General features: G+C 67.7%; 19 protein-coding genes. 8 read left to right on the plus strand and 11 right to left on the minus strand.

What is annotated here, in order from left to right; translation table 11 throughout:
- Window positions 1–50 precede the first annotated feature (50 nt).
- From ACJMK0_RS02100 to ACJMK0_RS02115, 4 genes are all read right to left on the minus strand, one after another.
- On the minus strand, window positions 51–1,409 hold the full coding sequence (locus tag ACJMK0_RS02100; protein WP_405235161.1) for an NAD-dependent succinate-semialdehyde dehydrogenase: 1,359 nt from the start codon (window positions 1,407–1,409) through the stop codon (window positions 51–53).
- Window positions 1,410–1,473: 64 nt separating this feature from the next.
- Entirely contained in the window at window positions 1,474–2,748 is a 1,275-nt protein-coding gene (gene doeA / locus ACJMK0_RS02105) for an ectoine hydrolase (RefSeq protein WP_405235162.1), read from the minus strand.
- Window positions 2,745–4,028, minus strand: a complete 1,284-nt coding sequence (locus ACJMK0_RS02110; RefSeq protein WP_405235163.1) for an aspartate aminotransferase family protein — start codon at window positions 4,026–4,028, stop codon at window positions 2,745–2,747. The genes doeA and ACJMK0_RS02110 overlap by 4 nt, the downstream gene beginning before the upstream one ends.
- A gap of 171 nt (window positions 4,029–4,199) precedes the next feature.
- Window positions 4,200–5,786, minus strand: a complete 1,587-nt coding sequence (locus tag ACJMK0_RS02115) for a DUF4397 domain-containing protein (protein ID WP_405235164.1) — start codon at window positions 5,784–5,786, stop codon at window positions 4,200–4,202.
- A 121-nt stretch (window positions 5,787–5,907) separates the two neighbouring features.
- On the opposite strand from ACJMK0_RS02115, the gene trmB reads away from it, so the two are divergent.
- Window positions 5,908–6,597 carry a tRNA (guanosine(46)-N7)-methyltransferase TrmB gene (trmB, locus tag ACJMK0_RS02120; RefSeq protein WP_405235165.1) on the plus strand — a complete coding sequence of 230 codons (690 nt, stop codon included), beginning with the start codon at window positions 5,908–5,910 and terminating at the stop codon, window positions 6,595–6,597.
- A 17-nt stretch (window positions 6,598–6,614) separates the two neighbouring features.
- Here the strand turns inward: trmB and ACJMK0_RS02125 are convergent, their stop codons facing one another.
- Window positions 6,615–7,235: a MarC family protein gene (locus ACJMK0_RS02125; RefSeq protein ID WP_405235166.1), complete on the minus strand. Its 621-nt coding sequence runs from the start codon at window positions 7,233–7,235 to the stop codon at window positions 6,615–6,617.
- Between the two features lie 132 nt (window positions 7,236–7,367).
- Between ACJMK0_RS02125 and ACJMK0_RS02130 the strand changes: the two genes are divergently transcribed.
- On the plus strand, window positions 7,368–7,652 hold the full coding sequence (locus tag ACJMK0_RS02130; RefSeq protein WP_405235167.1) for a DUF6763 family protein: 285 nt from the start codon (window positions 7,368–7,370) through the stop codon (window positions 7,650–7,652).
- Here the strand turns inward: ACJMK0_RS02130 and ACJMK0_RS02135 are convergent.
- Complete coding sequence (locus tag ACJMK0_RS02135) at window positions 7,640–8,011, minus strand: Rieske (2Fe-2S) protein (protein WP_405235168.1); 372 nt, start codon at window positions 8,009–8,011, stop codon at window positions 7,640–7,642. The two genes, ACJMK0_RS02130 and ACJMK0_RS02135, sit on opposite strands and share 13 nt — an antisense overlap.
- A gap of 45 nt (window positions 8,012–8,056) precedes the next feature.
- On the opposite strand from ACJMK0_RS02135, the gene ACJMK0_RS02140 reads away from it, so the two are divergent.
- Window positions 8,057–8,473 (plus strand): nuclear transport factor 2 family protein, encoded by a 417-nt coding sequence (locus ACJMK0_RS02140; RefSeq protein WP_405235169.1) that lies wholly within the window; start codon window positions 8,057–8,059, stop codon window positions 8,471–8,473.
- Between the two features lie 383 nt (window positions 8,474–8,856).
- On the opposite strand, the gene ACJMK0_RS02145 is transcribed toward ACJMK0_RS02140, so the two are convergent.
- The gene (locus ACJMK0_RS02145; protein WP_405235170.1) at window positions 8,857–10,236 is read right to left on the minus strand and encodes an AmpG family muropeptide MFS transporter; all 1,380 of its coding nucleotides are present in this window, start codon (window positions 10,234–10,236) and stop codon (window positions 8,857–8,859) included.
- The gene (locus ACJMK0_RS02150) at window positions 10,226–11,062 is read right to left on the minus strand and encodes an exodeoxyribonuclease III (protein WP_405235171.1); all 837 of its coding nucleotides are present in this window, start codon (window positions 11,060–11,062) and stop codon (window positions 10,226–10,228) included. Before ACJMK0_RS02150 ends, ACJMK0_RS02145 begins: the two co-directional genes overlap by 11 nt.
- A gap of 74 nt (window positions 11,063–11,136) precedes the next feature.
- On the opposite strand from ACJMK0_RS02150, the gene pyrE reads away from it, so the two are divergent.
- Both pyrE and ACJMK0_RS02160 read left to right on the plus strand, forming a co-directional pair.
- The gene (gene pyrE, locus ACJMK0_RS02155; RefSeq protein WP_405235172.1) at window positions 11,137–11,793 is read left to right on the plus strand and encodes an orotate phosphoribosyltransferase; all 657 of its coding nucleotides are present in this window, start codon (window positions 11,137–11,139) and stop codon (window positions 11,791–11,793) included.
- A 90-nt stretch (window positions 11,794–11,883) separates the two neighbouring features.
- The gene (locus tag ACJMK0_RS02160) at window positions 11,884–12,504 is read left to right on the plus strand and encodes a DUF4124 domain-containing protein (RefSeq protein WP_405235173.1); all 621 of its coding nucleotides are present in this window, start codon (window positions 11,884–11,886) and stop codon (window positions 12,502–12,504) included.
- A 7-nt stretch (window positions 12,505–12,511) separates the two neighbouring features.
- On the opposite strand, the gene dut is transcribed toward ACJMK0_RS02160, so the two are convergent.
- Both dut and coaBC read right to left on the minus strand, forming a co-directional pair.
- Window positions 12,512–12,967 (minus strand): dUTP diphosphatase, encoded by a 456-nt coding sequence (gene dut / locus ACJMK0_RS02165; RefSeq protein WP_405235174.1) that lies wholly within the window; start codon window positions 12,965–12,967, stop codon window positions 12,512–12,514.
- A 38-nt stretch (window positions 12,968–13,005) separates the two neighbouring features.
- Window positions 13,006–14,238 (minus strand): bifunctional phosphopantothenoylcysteine decarboxylase/phosphopantothenate--cysteine ligase CoaBC, encoded by a 1,233-nt coding sequence (coaBC, locus tag ACJMK0_RS02170; RefSeq protein ID WP_405235175.1) that lies wholly within the window; start codon window positions 14,236–14,238, stop codon window positions 13,006–13,008.
- Window positions 14,239–14,403: 165 nt separating this feature from the next.
- Here coaBC and radC point away from each other — a divergent pair, with 165 nt between their 5' ends.
- From radC to rpmG, 3 genes are all read left to right on the plus strand, one after another.
- Window positions 14,404–15,078: a RadC family protein gene (gene radC, locus ACJMK0_RS02175; RefSeq protein ID WP_405233027.1), complete on the plus strand. Its 675-nt coding sequence runs from the start codon at window positions 14,404–14,406 to the stop codon at window positions 15,076–15,078.
- A 102-nt stretch (window positions 15,079–15,180) separates the two neighbouring features.
- Complete coding sequence (rpmB, locus tag ACJMK0_RS02180) at window positions 15,181–15,417, plus strand: 50S ribosomal protein L28 (RefSeq protein ID WP_405225749.1); 237 nt, start codon at window positions 15,181–15,183, stop codon at window positions 15,415–15,417.
- Between the two features lie 23 nt (window positions 15,418–15,440).
- Window positions 15,441–15,596: a 50S ribosomal protein L33 gene (rpmG, locus tag ACJMK0_RS02185; protein ID WP_405225747.1), complete on the plus strand. Its 156-nt coding sequence runs from the start codon at window positions 15,441–15,443 to the stop codon at window positions 15,594–15,596.
- An 87-nt stretch (window positions 15,597–15,683) separates the two neighbouring features.
- On the opposite strand, the gene ACJMK0_RS02190 is transcribed toward rpmG, so the two are convergent.
- The gene (locus ACJMK0_RS02190; RefSeq protein WP_405235176.1) at window positions 15,684–16,871 is read right to left on the minus strand and encodes a DesA family fatty acid desaturase; all 1,188 of its coding nucleotides are present in this window, start codon (window positions 16,869–16,871) and stop codon (window positions 15,684–15,686) included.
- Window positions 16,872–16,943 lie beyond the last annotated feature (72 nt).

The following is a 16,943-nucleotide window of genomic DNA, read 5'->3' on the forward strand; positions in this document are numbered from 1 at the left end:
TCGAAACTTTCAAAAGTTGCGAAAGTTGCAAAAGTTCGGTCCGGCACCTACTAGGCGATCCAGACCTGCTGTGGATTCACGAACTCGTGGATGCCGTGGGGACCGAGTTCGCGGCCGTAGCCTGAGCGGCCGACGCCGCCGCTCGGCAGGCGGGGGTCGGTCTTCACGATGCCGTTGACGGCTACCTGGCCGGTGTAGAGTCGGCGGGCCATGGCTTCGCCGCGTTCCGCATCGGTCCATACCGCCGCCGCGAGGCCGTAGGGGGTGTCGTTGGCGATGGCGAGCGCCTCGTCGGCGTTGGCCGCCTTCATCACCACCGCCACCGGGCCGAAGGTCTCCTCGCAGGCGCCGGTCATGTCCTGGGTTACATCCGTCAGCAGCGTCACCGGATAGAAGAAGCCGTCGCCCTGCGGCAGCTCGCCGCCGAGGCGGCAGGTGGCGCCGGCGTCGACGGTCGCGCGCACCTGGCGGTGCAGGTTGGCGCGCAGGTCGTCCCGGGCAATCGGGCCCACGTCGGTGGATTCCTCCCGCGGGTCGCCCACCTTCAGTTTCGCCAGGCGGTCCTGCAGCAATTCCACCATGCGCTCGTACACGGGTGCCTCGACGATGGTGCGCTTCGCCGCGATGCAGCTCTGCCCGGCGTTGATGATGCGTGACAGGGTGATCGTGTCCGCCGCCTTTTCGAGGTCCGCATCCGCCAGCACGATGGCGGGGTCCGAGCCGCCCAGCTCCAGCACCGAGCGCTTGATCTCCGATGCCGCCACGGAGGCGACCGCCGCACCGCCGCGTTCGGAGCCGGTGAAGGACACGCCTTTGATACGCGGGTCGCGGATCACCGCCTCCACCGCCGGCGTCTCTATCGGCAGGTTCTGAAAGACGCCCTCCGGCGCGCCCACGCGGGCGAACACGTCTTCGATGGCCTGCGCGCAGCCCGGCACGTGGGGGTCGTGCTTCATCACGCAGGTGTTGCCGGCCATCAGCGCCGGCGCGGCGAAGCGGAAGGCGAGCCAGAACGGCGCGTTCCAGGGCAGCACGCCCAGGATGGTGCCGAGAGGCAGATACTGCACGTAGCTGCGACTGGCGTCGGATTCTATGACGTCGGCCGACAGGTAGGACTCCGCGTGCTCGGCGTAGTGCTCGGCGCACCAGGCCGCCTTTTCCACCTCCCCGCGGGCCTCGCGCACCGGCTTGCCCATCTCCTCGGTCATGAGCGCTCCCAGGGCACCCACGTCCCGGCGCATCTCGGCGGCGACGGCGCGCACAAGCTCGGCGCGCTCGCCGAAGCCGGTGTCGCGCCAGCCCGGGAAGGCGGCGGCGGCTCCGGCGAGGACGGCCTCGACCTGATCGGGTGAGGCCGGCTTCACCTCGCGGATCACGGTACCGGTCGTGGGATCGATGGCGGTCAGCATGGATGGAGACTCCTGCTCTGAGGGGTATGGGAAGACGGGTACGGTAGACGAGTCCGGGCGCCGCTCAGGACGCCTTGTCGGACTTGCCGGACTTGCCGGACTTGTCAGGGTCGTCGCGCGCCGGAATCGCGATCAGCTTGTCGCTCGCGCCGACGCGCTTGCCCATGAGTGCCTGTTCGCCCTTGACGACGAAGTCCTCGTCGAGGGTGAAGAACGACTGGCAGCTCTTGTCGGTCACGTAGATGGTGTCCGAGATGCCGACGGTCTTGTCGCCGTCCACGCCCCACATCCACGGGATGATGTGGAAGCACATGCCCTCTTCCAGGATGGTGCTGCTGCCCTGGCGCAGGCTGCAGATATAGCCCTCGTCCCAGCTCGGCGGGAAAGCAATACCGATGGAGTAACCCGAGCGCGTGATGAGGTTCGCGCCCACCTGATTGTCCTGGATGATGGCGCGGATCAGGTTGTCGGCATCGGATACGGTCAGCCCCGGCCGGATGATGTTCTTGACCTCGCGCAGCGCGAGTTTCATGCGCTCCTGCGCCTGCAGCAGCGACGGCGTCATGTCGCCGAGCAGCACGGTGCGCATCATGGCCGTGTGATAGCGGCGGTAGCAGCCGCCCACTTCCAGAAAGACGTGCTCGCCGGGCTGCACCGTGCGGCCTTCCCAGGTGGCGTGGCCGATCATGGTCCGGGGACCGGAGGTGACGTAGGGCATCACCGCCGGCGGTTCGCCGCCGGCCCGGAACATGGCGGCGGAGACGGCCGCGCCGATCTCGTTCTCGGTGACACCTGCCTCGGCCGCCTCGTAGCCGGCCTGCATGCCGGCCTCCGTGGCGGCTGCGGCCTTCTTCATCACCTCGATCTCGTATCCGGACTTGGTGATGCGGCCCTGCTCCACGATGCCGAAGCAGTCGAGCAGCCGACCGCCCGTGAAGGTGGTGTGGATGCTGTCCTGGTGATAGGCCGGGAAGAAATAGCTGTTGCGCTCGTAGCCGATGTCCTTGCCGTTCAGTCCGAACTCGCGCAGCGACTCCACCAGCATCTGGATGGCGTCGCCGGTGTCCGGATAGGGCCGCGTGCGCTCCACCCAGGTGCGGGCATGGATGTTCGACTCCTCCATGCCGCGGGTGATCATGAACGGCTCGTCCTCGAGCGGGACGACGAGCGCCTGGAAGAACGAGTACCCGGTGGTCTGATAGTCCGTGAGGTACATCAGGTTCTCCGGGTCGGTGATGACCACCGCGTCCAGGAGGCGTGCCTGCATGCGCTCGCGCAGTTCGCGGAGCCGGCGCTCGTACTCCTCGAACGGGAACGTCATGTCGTCGCGCTGTCTCATGCGGCTTTCACCTCCACCGTTTGCGCCACGGCGTCGGAGAGGATGTCCAGGCCCTCCTGCAGGTCTTCCTGCGGGATCGTGAGCGGGGGAATGATCTTCAGCACCCTTCCGCCGACGCCGCACTGGGTGATGATCAGCCCGGCCTCGAAGCACTTCGCCGTGATGGCCTTCGCGAGCTCCGGGTCGCCGGTGTCGAGCGCCTGCATCATGCCCTCGCCCCGCGCCTGCATGGTGGTGCCCTTCAGCGAGGCGCAGAGCTTCTCCACGTGGTCACGAATGTGCTTGCCCTTCTCGCGCACTTCCTTCAGGAACTTGTCGTCGTCGAAGTACTTCAGACCCTCGACGCCGGCCACGAAGGACAGGCCCTGGCCGCGGAAGGTGCCGGTGTGCTCGCCCGGCTTCCAGTGCTTGTCGTGCTCCGGCTTGGCCAGGTTCATCGCCAGCGGTGTGCCGAAGCCGCCGATGCCCTTCGCCAGCGTGATGATGTCCGGGTCCAGGCCCATGCCGTCGAAGCTGAAGTAATTGCCGGTGCGCCCGCAGCCCGCCTGGATGTCGTCGATGATGAACAGGGCACCGAGATCCTTAGCCAGCTTCTGGGTGGCCTGCAGCCATTCCCGGCTGGCCACCTTCACGCCGCCCTCGGCCTGGATGGCCTCCACCAGGAAGGCGGCCGGCGGCTCCCAGCCGCTGGAGGGGTTCTCGAACAGGGCCCGCAGCCGGTCCACGGATTCCAGGCCGCAGCCGAGTTCGCAGCCCAGACAGGTCTTCCGGCAGCCGAAGGGCTGGTGCACCACGTGCTCCAGCGGCACGCCGGCGGCGTTGCGGAAATAGGAGTTCGACGTGCAGGCCAGCGAGCCCAGCGTCATGCCGTGAAAACCGTGGGTGTAGGCCACCACGCTGCGACGGCCCGTTACCTTGCGGGCGAGCTTGAGGGCGAGTTCCACCGCGTTGGTGCCGGTGGGGCCCATGAACTGCAGCTTGTAGTCCCAGCCCCGCGGCTCGAGGATGGTGCCGACGAATTTCTCGATGAAGTTCCGCTTGGCGGTGGTGTAGAGATCGAGGCTGTGGGCGACGCCGTCGGACTGGATGTAGTCGATCAGCGCCTGCTTCATGTTCGGGTTGTTATGGCCGAAGTTCAGCACCCCGGCGCCGGCGAAGAAGTCGATGTAGGACTTGCCGTTCTCGTCCACCTGCCGCGCGTTGGAGGCGGACTTGAATACCGTCGGGTAGGTGCGGCAATAGCCGCGGATATCCGACTCCCATCTCTCGAAAACATCCATCTGCTTCTCCCTGTCGATTATCTCTTCACCTTAGCATCCGCGGCGCGGCCTTTGAAATCGGCCGTATCGCGCCTGTGCGGACCGCCGCCCCAAAAGAAAACGGCCCCCGGAGCGAAGCTCCGGGGGCCGCGCGGTCGTCCCTGACCTGTCAGCGTCCCTTGCGGACCGGCCTCAGGTGGTGCAGGCCGGCAGCGCCGCGTAGTCGATGACCAGCGGCAGCGGCAGCGCGCCTTCGCTGCCGTCGGTGGCGGGGTCGCGGGCGAGCACGTCGATCACTTCGCCGCCGCTGAAGGTGGCGTCCTGGATCTCGATGGCCACCACGCTCTTGTCACCGGCCGGCGTCACGTAGACGTCGTAAATGCCGGGCGCGATGGACAGGATGCCCGTGTCCGCGCCGAAGGGTACGCCGGCGAAGTTCGGCGTGACGGAAGCGTCGTTCAGGTCCGTGCCATCGGCCAGCAGATACAGGTCCACGTCACCGGTGCTCGGCGAACCGTGGATGACGCGCAGCTTCGCCTCCGTAACCACGCTGCGCGTGTCGGTGGCTAGCGCCAGCGGCTGGATGGCCGGCGTGCCGGAGGACAGGAAGCCGGTCACGATGGCGGTCGCCTCGGCGCCCTGCTCGGCGGTGAACGGGAAGTCCGTGGCCACCACGGAGTTGTCCGCGTTCGCGACCACGCTCACGGTGTAGTCGCCCGGGGCCGGAACCGCGCCGATCTCGCAGAACTCGGTGAACGCATAGTCCACCGCGAGGGGCAGCGCCTCGTCGTTGGCCGTGGAGGTGTCATCCGCCAGGATGTCCACCGCCGGGGCATCCGGCGACGCGTGCACGGCGGTGACCGCCGCCGGCGTGTTCGCATCCAGCAGGTCGGCGGCACCGGTGCCGTCCAGCACGACGAGCTGGATGGGTGTGGCGCCCGGACCGGTGTTCTCCACCGCGGCGATCAGGAGCTCCGCATCCGCGGCGAGATCCAGTTCCCCGGAGTCGAACACCACCGACGCCGGGTCACCTTCCAGCGTGACGCGGATCTGATAGGTGCCGGCCGGCACCTCCAGGCGGTCGCTCACGTCCTGGTAGGCCAGCGGCGTGGTGGAGATCGGCGCGCTGGCGGCGAGGTCGGCGCCCGGCGTCGTCACGTAGACGTCCACCGGCGGTGCATCCGGCGCGGCATGCACCACCTGGGCGAAGAAGCTGCCCGGGGTCAGCGCCTCATCGGTGGGATTCGCGATCACCAGCGGTCCGATGGGAGCGGCCACGTCGCCGACGGCGATGACCGTGTAGTCGGTGCTGAAGTCGAGATCCAGCGTCTCGTCGATCACGATCGCGTTACCGCCGGGGATGATCGCCTCCACCTGGACGGTGGTGGTCTCCGTCACCGGCAGGAAGCCCGAGCCCTCGGTGTAGTCCACCTCGCTGAGCGCGGCCTGACCGTTCACGAGGATGTTCACTGCAGGCGCATCGGGCGAGGCGTGCAGCGCGCGCAGCTGCGGTGCGGTTGCGCATTCCAGCAGCTCGGTGGACGTGACCTCGGAGGGTTCCAGCTCGTCGTTGCGGTTCGTATCGAGGCCGCTGTCCAGCGCGAGACCGCCGCCGGGGCAATCGGCATCGCCCTTGGGGATCTCCCGGGTGGCCACGAGGGAATTGAATCCATCCTGGCCGTCGGCGCCGTCGGTACCGTTTACGCCGTCGTCGCCCTCACAGCCGGCCAGCAGGAACGCCGCCGCCAGCAAGGAAGCGGTTGCAGTAGTCTTTCTCATTATTTCTCTCCCTGAGATGAGTGAGATAAGTTGCGCAGGGAGATTCGACACGGCCGTGACAAGCAGATGCCGTTGCGTATTTGACAAAATATAGACATCTGCAGGCATGATGTAGGATGCGATGAGCGACAGAGCAATAAAGCAGCCGGAACGGAAGGTGCGCAGTTTCGTGCGGCGGGCCGGGCGTATGACCCGGGCGCAGGAACGGGCCTGGCGGGAGCTCTGGCCCCGCTACGGGATCGATGCGGACGACCCGGCCTCCGTCGCAGCGGCGTTCGGCGCCGGCGGCCGCCGGGTGCTGGAGGTGGGCTTCGGCAACGGCGAGAGCCTGCTCGACCAGGCGGAGGACGACCCGGAGACGCTTTACTACGGCATCGAGGTGCACGAGCCCGGCATCGGGCACTGCCTGCTCGGCATCGAGCGCCGCGGCATCGACAACCTGCGGCTCCTGTGCGGCGACGCCCTCGACATCATGGCAGCGATACCGGGCGGCAGCATCGCGCGGCTGAACCTCTACTTCCCGGATCCCTGGCCGAAGAAGCGTCACCACAAACGGCGCATCGTCGCGCCCCGCTTCCTGGATCTCGCCGCCGGGGTGCTCGCGCCCGGCGGCACGTTGCATGTCGCCACGGACTGGGCCAGCTACGCCGAACATATCGACGAGGTGATGGCCGCAGACGGGCGTTTCGAGCGGGTGGAGCGGCGCGAGCACGACGGCGACCGGCCGCTCGCCCGTCCGCGGACGAAGTTCGAACAGCGCGGCCTGCGGCTCGGCCACCGAATCTGCGACTGGATCTACCGGCTGCGGTAATGGGCGACGCCCGGACGCTAGACGAAGGCCAGTATGCCGTCCACGACGTACTGCACGGCGAGCGCCACCAGCACCACGCCGAGCAGGCGGCTGACCACGTTGGCGCCGGTCACGCCGAGGACGCGCATGATGGGATTGGTGAGCAGCATCATGACGAGCGTGATGGCCAGCACCACGAACACCACCGCCAGCAGCAGGGCGACGCTCAGGATGTCGTCTTCCGCGTCACCCAGCAGCAGCAGCAGGGTGGCCAGCGCCCCGGGGCCGGCGATCAGCGGGAACGCCAGCGGGAATACCGAGATGTCGTCCCGGTAGCGGGCCTCCTCCTGCTCGCGGATGGTGGCCGAACGCAGGCCGGATTCCCTGGCGAACACCATGTCCACCGAGACCATGAACAGCAGCAGGCCGCCGCCGATGCGGAACGCATCGACGCTGATGCCGAGTATCTTCAGCAGCTGTTCGCCGGCCAGCGCGAAGCCGAGGAAGATGAGCGCGGAGATGCTCACCGCCTTCACCGCCATGCGCCGCCGGAAGCCGGGCGCGCCGCCGCGGGTCAGCGCGCCGAAAACGGGTATCAGCGTCACCGGCTCGATGACGACGAACATGACCACGAAATTCTTGAGCAGCTGCTCGATCACGCCTGCGCGCCTTGTGGACCATCCTGATTGCAGCGCCGCCGGAATGGTCTGAGTATGATTCAGGTATCGTGTGAGAGGGCGCCTTGCCCGGAGAGGCGCGATCATACAAGGCAGCGGTGGAGGTTGCACGACATGGCTACCGAATTCCCTGCCATCGGCCACTGGTACCGCCGGCCGAACGGCAGACTGTTCGAGATCGTCGCCATCGACGACGCCGACGGCACGCTCGAGATTCAGTACTTCGACGGTACCCTGGGGGAGATCGACCTGGAGACTTGGCCGGATCTCATCCTGGAGCCCGTCGACCCGCCGGAAGACACCTCCGGCTCCCTGGACATGGACTTCGACGACGACGAGTCCGAAGGCGACGGCGGCGGGCGGCGGGACTGGCTGGGGAGCCTGGATTACGTGGAGTGAGCGGCCGGGTCCGGCACGGTGACCACGATGTGCCCCTGTTCCACCTCCACCGGCAGGCGGTACAGCGACTTGCCCGGGCAGGGACCCGCCACGCAGACCCCGGTGTCCAGCTCAAACATCGCGCCGTGTGACGCACAGATGATGTGACCGCCGTCCCGGGTCAGGAACCGGTGCGGCTGCCAGTCCAGCGGATGGCCGGCGTGCACGCAGTAATTGCGGTAGGCCCAGACCTCGTCGCGGCGGCGCACCACGAACCCCCTGAACGGCCAGTCGCCATCCCCCACCGAGAAGCCGCGGCTGCCCGGATCCGCCAGCTCGTCCAGCCGGCACACCGCTTTCCTGACTTCTCTTGGGCTCATCGGGCCGTTATGCTGGGCCGTTGAACCATCCATCGGACTGTCTGCATGGGATTCCCTACCGCCGACGATGCCGAAGCCGCATTCTATCGCGCGTTCTCATTCTGCGACCTGGAGGCCATGCGCGAAATCTGGTGCAGGGACTCCGACGTCACCTGCATCCACCCGCTGAGCGCGCCGCTGACCGGCTACGACGCCATCATCCGCAGCTGGGAACAGATATTCCGCAACATGGGCCCGACCCGCATCCTGAGCGAGCAGCTGCACCGCAGCAACTGGCAGGAGGCCGCGCTGCACGTGGTGAAGGAGCACTTCGAGGTGCAGGGCGGCGGCACGACGCCGGTGATCGCCACCAACGCCTACCGCCTCACAGAAGACGGCTGGCGGATGGTGCTGCACCACGGCTCGCCGTCCCAGCGCCCGTCGAACGGGACTCCGCCCACCGCCAGCCGCCGCACCCACTGACTGTAGGAGGGCCTTCAGGCCCGATTTCGTTCTTCTGACGTCGGCCCGCCATGCGCCGGGTAGGCATGGCGCGGACGCTCAGTCGGACGTCCTGTCCTCCTTCGCTTCGGCCGGGCCTCCTTCACGCCGTCATGGCTCCAGTCGGCCCGGACGACCCCGCCATGCCTACCCGGCGCACAGCGGGCCTGTAGCCGGGAGGCGAGCACCGGTCAGCAGGCGCTACTGACAGGCACCTCCTTCACGCCGCTGAAGGCGTGGCCGTCATGCGGGGGTATCCATCGCCGCGACCTTTTGTCGGGAGCAAGATGGATACCCCCGCAGGGCGGCCACAATAGAAAGGGGATCGGGGCTGAAGCCCCTCCCACAAAAGAACGGGGATGCGGTCAGGAAGGGGTTGTTCGGTCGCGGCGGGCGATGACGATCGCCAGCACGATCGCCGGTACGCCCATCACCGCCGCATAGAGGAAGAACGCCGGGTAGTCCCAGGTGTCCACGACGATGCCGGAGAAGCCGCTCAGGAACTTCCCGAGCAGGGTCATCAGCGAGGAGAACAGGGCGTACTGGGTGGCGGTGTAGCCGGGGCTCGTGAGGTTCGACAGGTAGGCGATGAACACCGAGCCCGCGAACCCTGCCGAGAGGTTGTCCGCCGAGATCGTGACCACCAGCATGCCCAGCTCCGGGCCGAGTGTGGCGAGCCAGGCGAACAGCAGGTTGGTCACCGACACCAGCACCGCGCCGGGCAGCAGCATCTTCACCGCGCCGTAGCGCACCACGAGCGCGCCGCCGATGGCGGCACCCAGTATGGTCATGCCGATGCCGAAGACCTTGGCGATGGCGGCGATCTCCTCCAGCGTGAAGCCGAGGTCCAGATAGAACGGGTTGGCCATGCTGCCCATGACGAGGTCGCTGATGCGGTAGACGGAGACGAAGGCGAGGATCACCAGGCTGAACAGGCCGGCCTTGCGGAAGAAGTCCAGGAACGGGCAGACCACGGCGCCGAAGAACCAGCGCCCGGCCGCGCCCATGCTGCGCGTCTCCGGCACCATCCTGGCGATGGTCTCGAGGTAATCGCGCTCCCGGGCGCGCACGACCTCCGGGTCCACCTCCGGCTCGCCGATCAGGAGCACCGTGACGATGCCGACACCCACCAGCGCGGCCATGGTCAGGTAGGCGGCGGGCCAGGAGGCGTCGCTCGCGATGAACAGAGCGCCGGCGCCGGAGGCCAGCAGGGCGAGCCGGTAGCCGGTCTGGTAGGCGCCGGCCATCGGGCCCTGCATGCGCTCGTCCACGGCCTCGATGCGCCAGGCGTCGATGGAGACGTCCTGGGTGGCCGAGGAGAAGGCCACCAGCAGGGCGAGCCACGCCATCTGCGTGAGGTTCACCGCCGGGTCGGTGAATGCCATGCCGACGAGGCCCGCAGCAATCCCGAGCTGGCCGGCCAGCATCCAGCTGCGCCGCTTGCCGAGAAGCCGGGTGGCGACGGGGATGGACAGCCGGTCGATCAGCGGCGACCACAGGAATTTCACCGAATAGGTAATGCCGATCCAGGCGAAATAGCCGATGGCGGTGCGGCTGGTGCCCGCCTGGGTCAGCCAGGCCCCCAGGGTGGAGAACACCAGCAGGAACGGCAGCCCGGCCGAGAACCCGAGAAACAGCATGGCCACGACCCGCGGCCTGAGGTAGGCGGCCGCGGAGTCACGCCAGCCGGTGCCCGGCGCATGGCGGCCCGGCACGTCGGCGACGGACTCGCGGTCAGCCGGCAAGATCCAGCTCGTAGTCGATGGTCAGTGGGGCGTGATCGGAGAAGCGCTCGTCCCGGTAGACGTCGGCCTGGCGGATCAGCGGCGCGAGCCCGGGGGTGACGACGTGATAGTCGATGCGCCACCCCACGTTCTTCTCCCAGGCTCGCCCGCGGTTCGACCACCAGGTGTACTCGCCCTCGTTGGGGTTCACCACCCGGAACGCGTCGACCAGCTTCACCCGGTCGAACACCGCGTCGAGCCAGGCCCGCTCCTCGGGCAGGAAGCCGGAGTTCTTCCGGTTGGAGCGCCAGTTCCTGAGGTCGATCTCCCGGTGGGCGATGTTCCAGTCGCCGCACAGGATGTACTCGCTGCGCCGGCGCCGGAGGCGCTTCAGGTGAGGCAGGAAATGGTCCAGGAAGCGGTATTTGGCCGCCTGGCGCTCGTCGCCGGAGGAGCCGGACGGCAGGTACACCGAGGCCACGGCCACGCCCTCGAGCTGCACCTCCAGATAACGGCCCTCCCGGTCGAACTCCTCGATGCCGAGGCCGCGGACGATGCGCTTCGGCTCGTGGCGCGAGTAGATCGCAACACCGCTGTAGCCTTTCTTCTCGGCATCCTCGTAATAGCAGTGGTAGCCGGCCGGGTGGAACACCTCGTCTTCCAGCTGGTGCAGCTGGGCCTTGGTCTCCTGGATGCAGACGACGTCCGGATTGCGCGCCGGCAGCCAGTCGAAGAACCCCTTCCTCGCGGCGGCGCGGATACCGTTGGCATTCAGACTCATGACCCGGAACAATGCATCACTCCCGTCGGCGCGCCGGCGCGGCAGCGCCCGCCCCGGCTGTGTCATACTTGGAGGCCGGGTCGCGGAGACCCCGCCGGCACGGCGCGAATGATATCAAGACCCCCTCCGGGGAAGGCAGTATGCGGTCCTGGCAGAGAGAATTCCTTGAGCTGGCGCTCGAGCTGGAAGTGCTGAAGTTCGGCTCTTTCAAGCTGAAGTCCGGCCGAATGAGCCCGTATTTCTTCAATGCCGGGCTGTTTAACACCGGCTACGCCGCGGCCAAGCTGGGGCGCTGCTACGCCTCGGCCATCGCCAACTCAAACGTGGAGTTCGACCTGCTGTTCGGGCCCGCCTACAAGGGTATACCGCTGGCCACGCTGGCGGCCGCGGCGCTGGCGGAGCATCACGACATCGACGTTCCCTACTGCTTCAACCGCAAGGAAGCGAAGACCCACGGCGAGGGCGGCAACACCATCGGCGCGCCGCTGGAGGGCCGGGTGCTCATCGTGGACGACGTCATCACGGCGGGCACCGCCATCCGCGAGGCGGTCGAGATCATCCGCGACAGCGGGGCGACGCTCGCGGGCGTCGTGATCTCGCTGGACCGCCAGGAGCGCGGCACCGGCGAGCGCTCCGCCGTGCAGGAGGTGGAGCGGGTGCTGAAGGTGCCGGTGCTGAGCCTCATCACGCTGTCGGACCTGATCACCCATCTAGAGGAGACGCCGGGTCAGCGCAAGCACCTGCGCGCGGTCATGGACTACCAGCGCCAGTATGGTGTAGAACCGGATCAGAGCTGACAGGGAACCGGCCCCAGCGGCCGGCGGGGATGTGCCAAAACCGCGAACCAGTTCCGGTCCGGTATCGGCACGATAATATGTAATACGGACATGACCAAGGCAGCTCCCATCACACTCGCAGTACTTGCGGTCGTCCTCCTGACCGGCGCCGGCGAGGAACGGCGCACGTACAGCTGGACCGACGACGAGGGCGTGACCCACTACGGCGACAAGGTGCCGCCGGAGTACCGTGACCAGAAGAAGCGCATCCTGAACGAGCAGGGTGTGACCGTCGGCGTGATCGAGGGCAAGAAGACGCCCGAGGAACTGGCGCTCGAGGCCAAGCGGCGCGAGATGGAGGCCGAGAAGGAGAAGCGCCGGCGGGCGGACAAGGTGCTGCTCTCCACCTATCTCTCGGTGGAAGAGCTCGAGATGCACCGGGACAGGCGGCTGGAATTGCTGCGCGCGCAGCAGAAGGTGGCGGAGCTCTACCTGCGCAACCTGCGCCGGCGCATGGTCTCCCTGCAGGAGGAGGCCGGCAACTACAAGCCCTACACCATGGATCCCGACGCCGAGATGATCCCGCCGGACCTGGCCGAGGATCTCTCTGACACCAAGGACCGCATCAATCGCCAGGAAGCTCAGCTGGCCGAGCACCGCCGGGAAGCGGACCAGCTCGAGCAGAAGTTCGCCCAGGACATCTCGCGCTTCCGCGCCCTGAAGGGCTACTGACGCCGGTTCAGCTGCGGCCCGAGTGGCCGAATCCGCCCTCGCCCCTCTCGCTCTCGTGGAACTCGTCCACGACGTCGAATGCCACCTGCTCCACGGGCACGAACACCATCTGGGCGATGCGGTCGCCGGGCTCGATGACGTAGGGCTCGCTGCCCCGGTTCCAGCAGGAGACGTAGACCTGGCCCTGGTAGTCGGAGTCGATCAGGCCGGTCAGGTTGCCGAGCACGATGCCGTACTTGTGGCCGAGGCCGGAGCGCGGCAGCAATACCGCCGCCAGGCCGGGATCGCCGATGTGGATGGCCAGCCCGGTCGGCAGCAGCTCCGTCTCGCCCGGACCCAGCGTCAGCGGCTGGTCGAGGCAGGCCCGCATGTCCAGCCCGGCCGAGCCGCCGGTGGCATAGTGCGGCAGCGGGAACTCGCCGCCGAGGCGGTCGTCCAGGATCTTCAGCTCTACTCGTCTCACGGAACGCGTCTCAAGAAACGGGCCTCACAATACCGGCCTCACGCGCCGGCCTTGCGCACGGGCGTGATGCGGCCCGGCTGGGTCTCGCCGAACATCGTCTGGTAGCGGTTCATGATCAGCGCCATCAGCCCCCGCGCCAGCCGTTTCTTGTCGGTGCGCGCGAACTCCCGCTCGCCGCCGTTCCAGAACACGGTCACCGCGTTCTCGTCCGTGTCGAAGCCCAGCTCGCCGCCCACCCGGTTGGCCACGATCATGTCCAGCCCCTTGGCGGTGAGTTTGCCGCGGGCGTTCTCCTCCAGGTTCTCGGTCTCGGCGGCGAAGCCGACGGTGAAGGGCCGGCCCTCCGCCCGGGCCACCGCGGCCAGCGTGTCCGGTGCGCGCACGAGATCGAGCTGCATGCGCTCGCCGGTCTTCTTGATCTTCTGTTCGCTGCGTTCGGCCGCCTGGTAATCCGCGATGGCGGCCGCGCCCACGTAGATATCGGTCTGCGGCAGCAGCTCCTGAACCTTGCCGAGCATCTCCTCGGCGGTCTCGACGTCGTGGCGTTCCACCCAGGGCGGGGTATCCAGCGTCACAGGCCCTGCCACCAGCCGTACCCTGGCGCCGGCCGCGGCCGCCGCCTCCGCGAGCGCGAAGCCCATCTTCCCCGAGCTGCGGTTGGACAGGAACCGCACCGGATCCAGCGGCTCCCGCGTGGGTCCGGCGCTGATCAGGATGCTCACGTCGCTCAGCGGGCCGGCGGGCTGTTCGAACGGCAGCGCATCCACGATGTCGGCCGGCTCGAGCATGCGCCCCGGGCCCGTCTCGCCGCAGGCCTGGTCGCCCTCGGCGGGACCGAGCAGCCGGACGCCGCGGCCGAGCAGCGTCTGGCGGTTCTCCTGAGTGGCGTCGTTGGCCCACATCAGCCGGTTCATCGCCGGCGCGAGCACGATGGGGGCCTCGGTGGCCAGGCAAAGGGTGGAGAGCAGGTCGGGCGCCTGGCCGTGGGCGAGCCGCGCCATGAAATCCGCGGTGGCGGGCGCCACCAGCACCAGGTCGGCCCAGCGCGCGAGTTCTATGTGCCCCATGGCCGCCTCGGCCTCGAGGTCCCACAACTCCGTGCGCACGGGCCTGCCGGAGACCGCCTGGAAAGTGAGCGGCGTGACGAACTGCTGCGCGCCGGCCGTCATCACCACCTGGACCTCGAGTCCGCGGGCGGTGAGCCGGCGCACGATCTCCGGCGACTTGTAGGCGGCGATGCCGCCGGTAACGCCCAACAGAATCTGTTTCATGGCCGAGAACCTCCGGTCGACGAGCCGAGCTTAGCCTGCCGTCCGGGTGCGTGGCTACCGGAGGCGCCCGGCCTAAGTGCCCGCCCCGGCCACAAAGGGGACGCGCAGCGCCGGCCGTCGCCGCCGAAGATGACGCTCGGCGACGGGGAAGGGAGGAGAGCTGCCGTGGGAATCCGGGACTGGCCGCAGGAAGAGCGGCCCAGGGAGAAACTGCTGGCCGACGGGGCGGAGACGCTGACCAACGCCGAACTGCTGGCCGTGGTGCTCGGCGGCGGCGGGCCCGGCGTGGATGCCGTGGCACTGGCCCGGCGGCTGCTCGGCGCGCACGGCGGGCTGCGGGCACTGCTGCACGCGGAGTGCGGGGCCCTGACCACGATGCCCGGGCTCGGCGCGGCCCGCACCGCCCGGCTGAAGGCGGCCGCGGAACTCGCCCGGCGCTACTTCGGCGAGAAGGTGAAACCCGGGCGCACGATCAGCGGGCCGGCGGACACCTGCGAATATCTCATCGCCCGCCTGCGCGACCAGCCCCAGGAGGTGTTCTGCTGCCTGTTCCTGGACAACCGGCACCGGGTCATCCGCTTCGAGGAGATGTTCCGCGGCACGGTGGACGGCACCAGCGTGTATCCGCGGGAGGTCGTGCGCCGCGCCCTGGCGCTGAACGCCGCCGCGGTGATCCTGGCCCACAACCACCCCTCCGGCGTCGCCGAACCCAGCCAGGCGGACGAATCCATCACCCGGCGGCTGAAGGCCGCCCTCGACCTGGTGGACATCCGCATGCTCGACCACCTGGTGGTGGGCGACGGCCTGGCAACCTCGCTCGCGAGCCGCGGCCTGCTGTAAGGCCCGGTTTCTCTTGCCTAAACCGGCGGCTGCTGGTATAAATACCGCCCTTCCGCCGGCCCCGCGCCGGCGTATTTTTCGTGATTTCAGGAACTTGAGGCCATGTCCAAGGTTTGCCAGGTGACTGGGAAGCGGCCCATGAGCGGCAACAACGTCTCCCATGCCCACAACAAGACCCGCCGGCGCTTTCTGCCGAACCTGCACACCCACCGCTTCTGGCTCGAGAGCGAGAAGCGCTTCGTGAAGCTGCGCGTCTCCAACAAGGGCATGCGCATCATCGACAAGCGGGGCATCGACGACGTGGTCGCCGAGCTCCGCGCCCAGGGCCAGAAGGTCTAGGGCCAGACCGGAGGGTTATAGCCATGCGTGAGAAGATCCGCCTCGTCTCTTCGGCCGGCACGGGCCATTTCTACACCACGACGAAGAACAAGCGCCTGCATCCGGAGAAGATGGAGACGAAGAAGTTCGATCCGGTCGTCCGCAAGCACGTGACGTACAAGGAAGCCAAGATAAAGTGAGCAAGATCAAGTAGGCGGCTTCCCGCACCGGACAAAAAAAACCCGCCGATCGGCGGGTTTTTTTATGCCTGTCTGCCGCGCCTGCGGTCAGGCGGGCTGCGGCGCGATGGCGTAGCCGCGGAGCGTGCGGGCGAAGTCCTGCAGCGCCTTGATGCCGCTCGCCTCCGCCTCGTTGCACCACTGGCGCAGCTGCGCCACCAGCTTCTCATTGCTGACGTTCGTCGCCCCGCTCCAGAGTTCGCGCAGGCGCTCACGGAACTGGTACACCGTGGCGAGCCGCGGATTGCGCTCGAGCAGCGACTGCAGCCGGTCCTGCGCCGCCTCGTCCAGCAGCGCCGGCTGGCGCACCAGCAGCCGCTTCGCCCGGCGCCAGAGCGGGTCGTCGCCCTTCTGCCGGCGGAACTCGGGCAGGGTCACCTGCCGCGTGTAGTCCCGCAGCACGTGCATGCGGTTGACGATCACGGCGCGCAGCGTCTCGATGTCCACGTTCTCCGCGGGCTCCGCCACGACGGGCTTCGGTGCCACTTTCTTCACCTTCGCCAGCCCGAGGGAGCGGAAGATCGTGATGTACATCCAGCCGATGTCGAATTCCCATGGCCGCACCGAGAACTTTGCCGAGGTGGGGAAGGCATGGTGGTTGTTGTGCAGTTCCTCGCCGCCCAGCAGCAGCCCCCAGGGCACGATGTTCGTGGCGGCGTCGTCGCACTCGAAATTACGGTAGCCGGAGTGATGGCCCACGCCGTTGATGACGCCGGCGGCGAACAGCGGCATGGAGACGAGCGAGGTGGCGATCAGGATGATGCCCGGCACGCCGAACAGCAGCAGGTCGAACACGATCAGCAGGATGATCCCGCCGTAGGGGAAGCGCGTGTAGACGTTGCGCTCCATCCAGTCGTCGGGGCAGCCGCGCCCGTACTTGCGGATGGTCTCCTCGTTGTCGGTCTCTTCCCGGTAGAGCTCCGCCCCTTCCAGCAGCACCTTCTTCAGGCCGAAGATCTTCGGGCTGTGGGGGTCGCCCTCCGTCTCGCAGAAGGCGTGGTGCTTGCGGTGCACGGCCACCCACTCGCGGGTGAGCATGCCGGAGGTCATCCAGATCCAGAAGCGGAAGAAGTGCCGCAGGGCCGGATGCAGATCGAGCGACCGGTGGGCCTGGTCGCGGTGCAGATACAGCGTCACCGCCATCATGGTGATCTGCACCATGACGAAACCGGCGAGCACGTAGCCCCAGAAAGAGAGGCCCAGCAGGCCATAGGCGTAATTCAGTAATAGTTCCATTCGTCGGTATACCTGTCGGAATGCCGTGACGGGACGCCCACTATAACGGACGCCCTGCCGGCGAAAAAGGAG

The organism is Lentisalinibacter orientalis (assembly GCF_040706535.1).
Lineage (GTDB): Bacteria > Pseudomonadota > Gammaproteobacteria > Steroidobacterales > Woeseiaceae > Lentisalinibacter > Lentisalinibacter orientalis.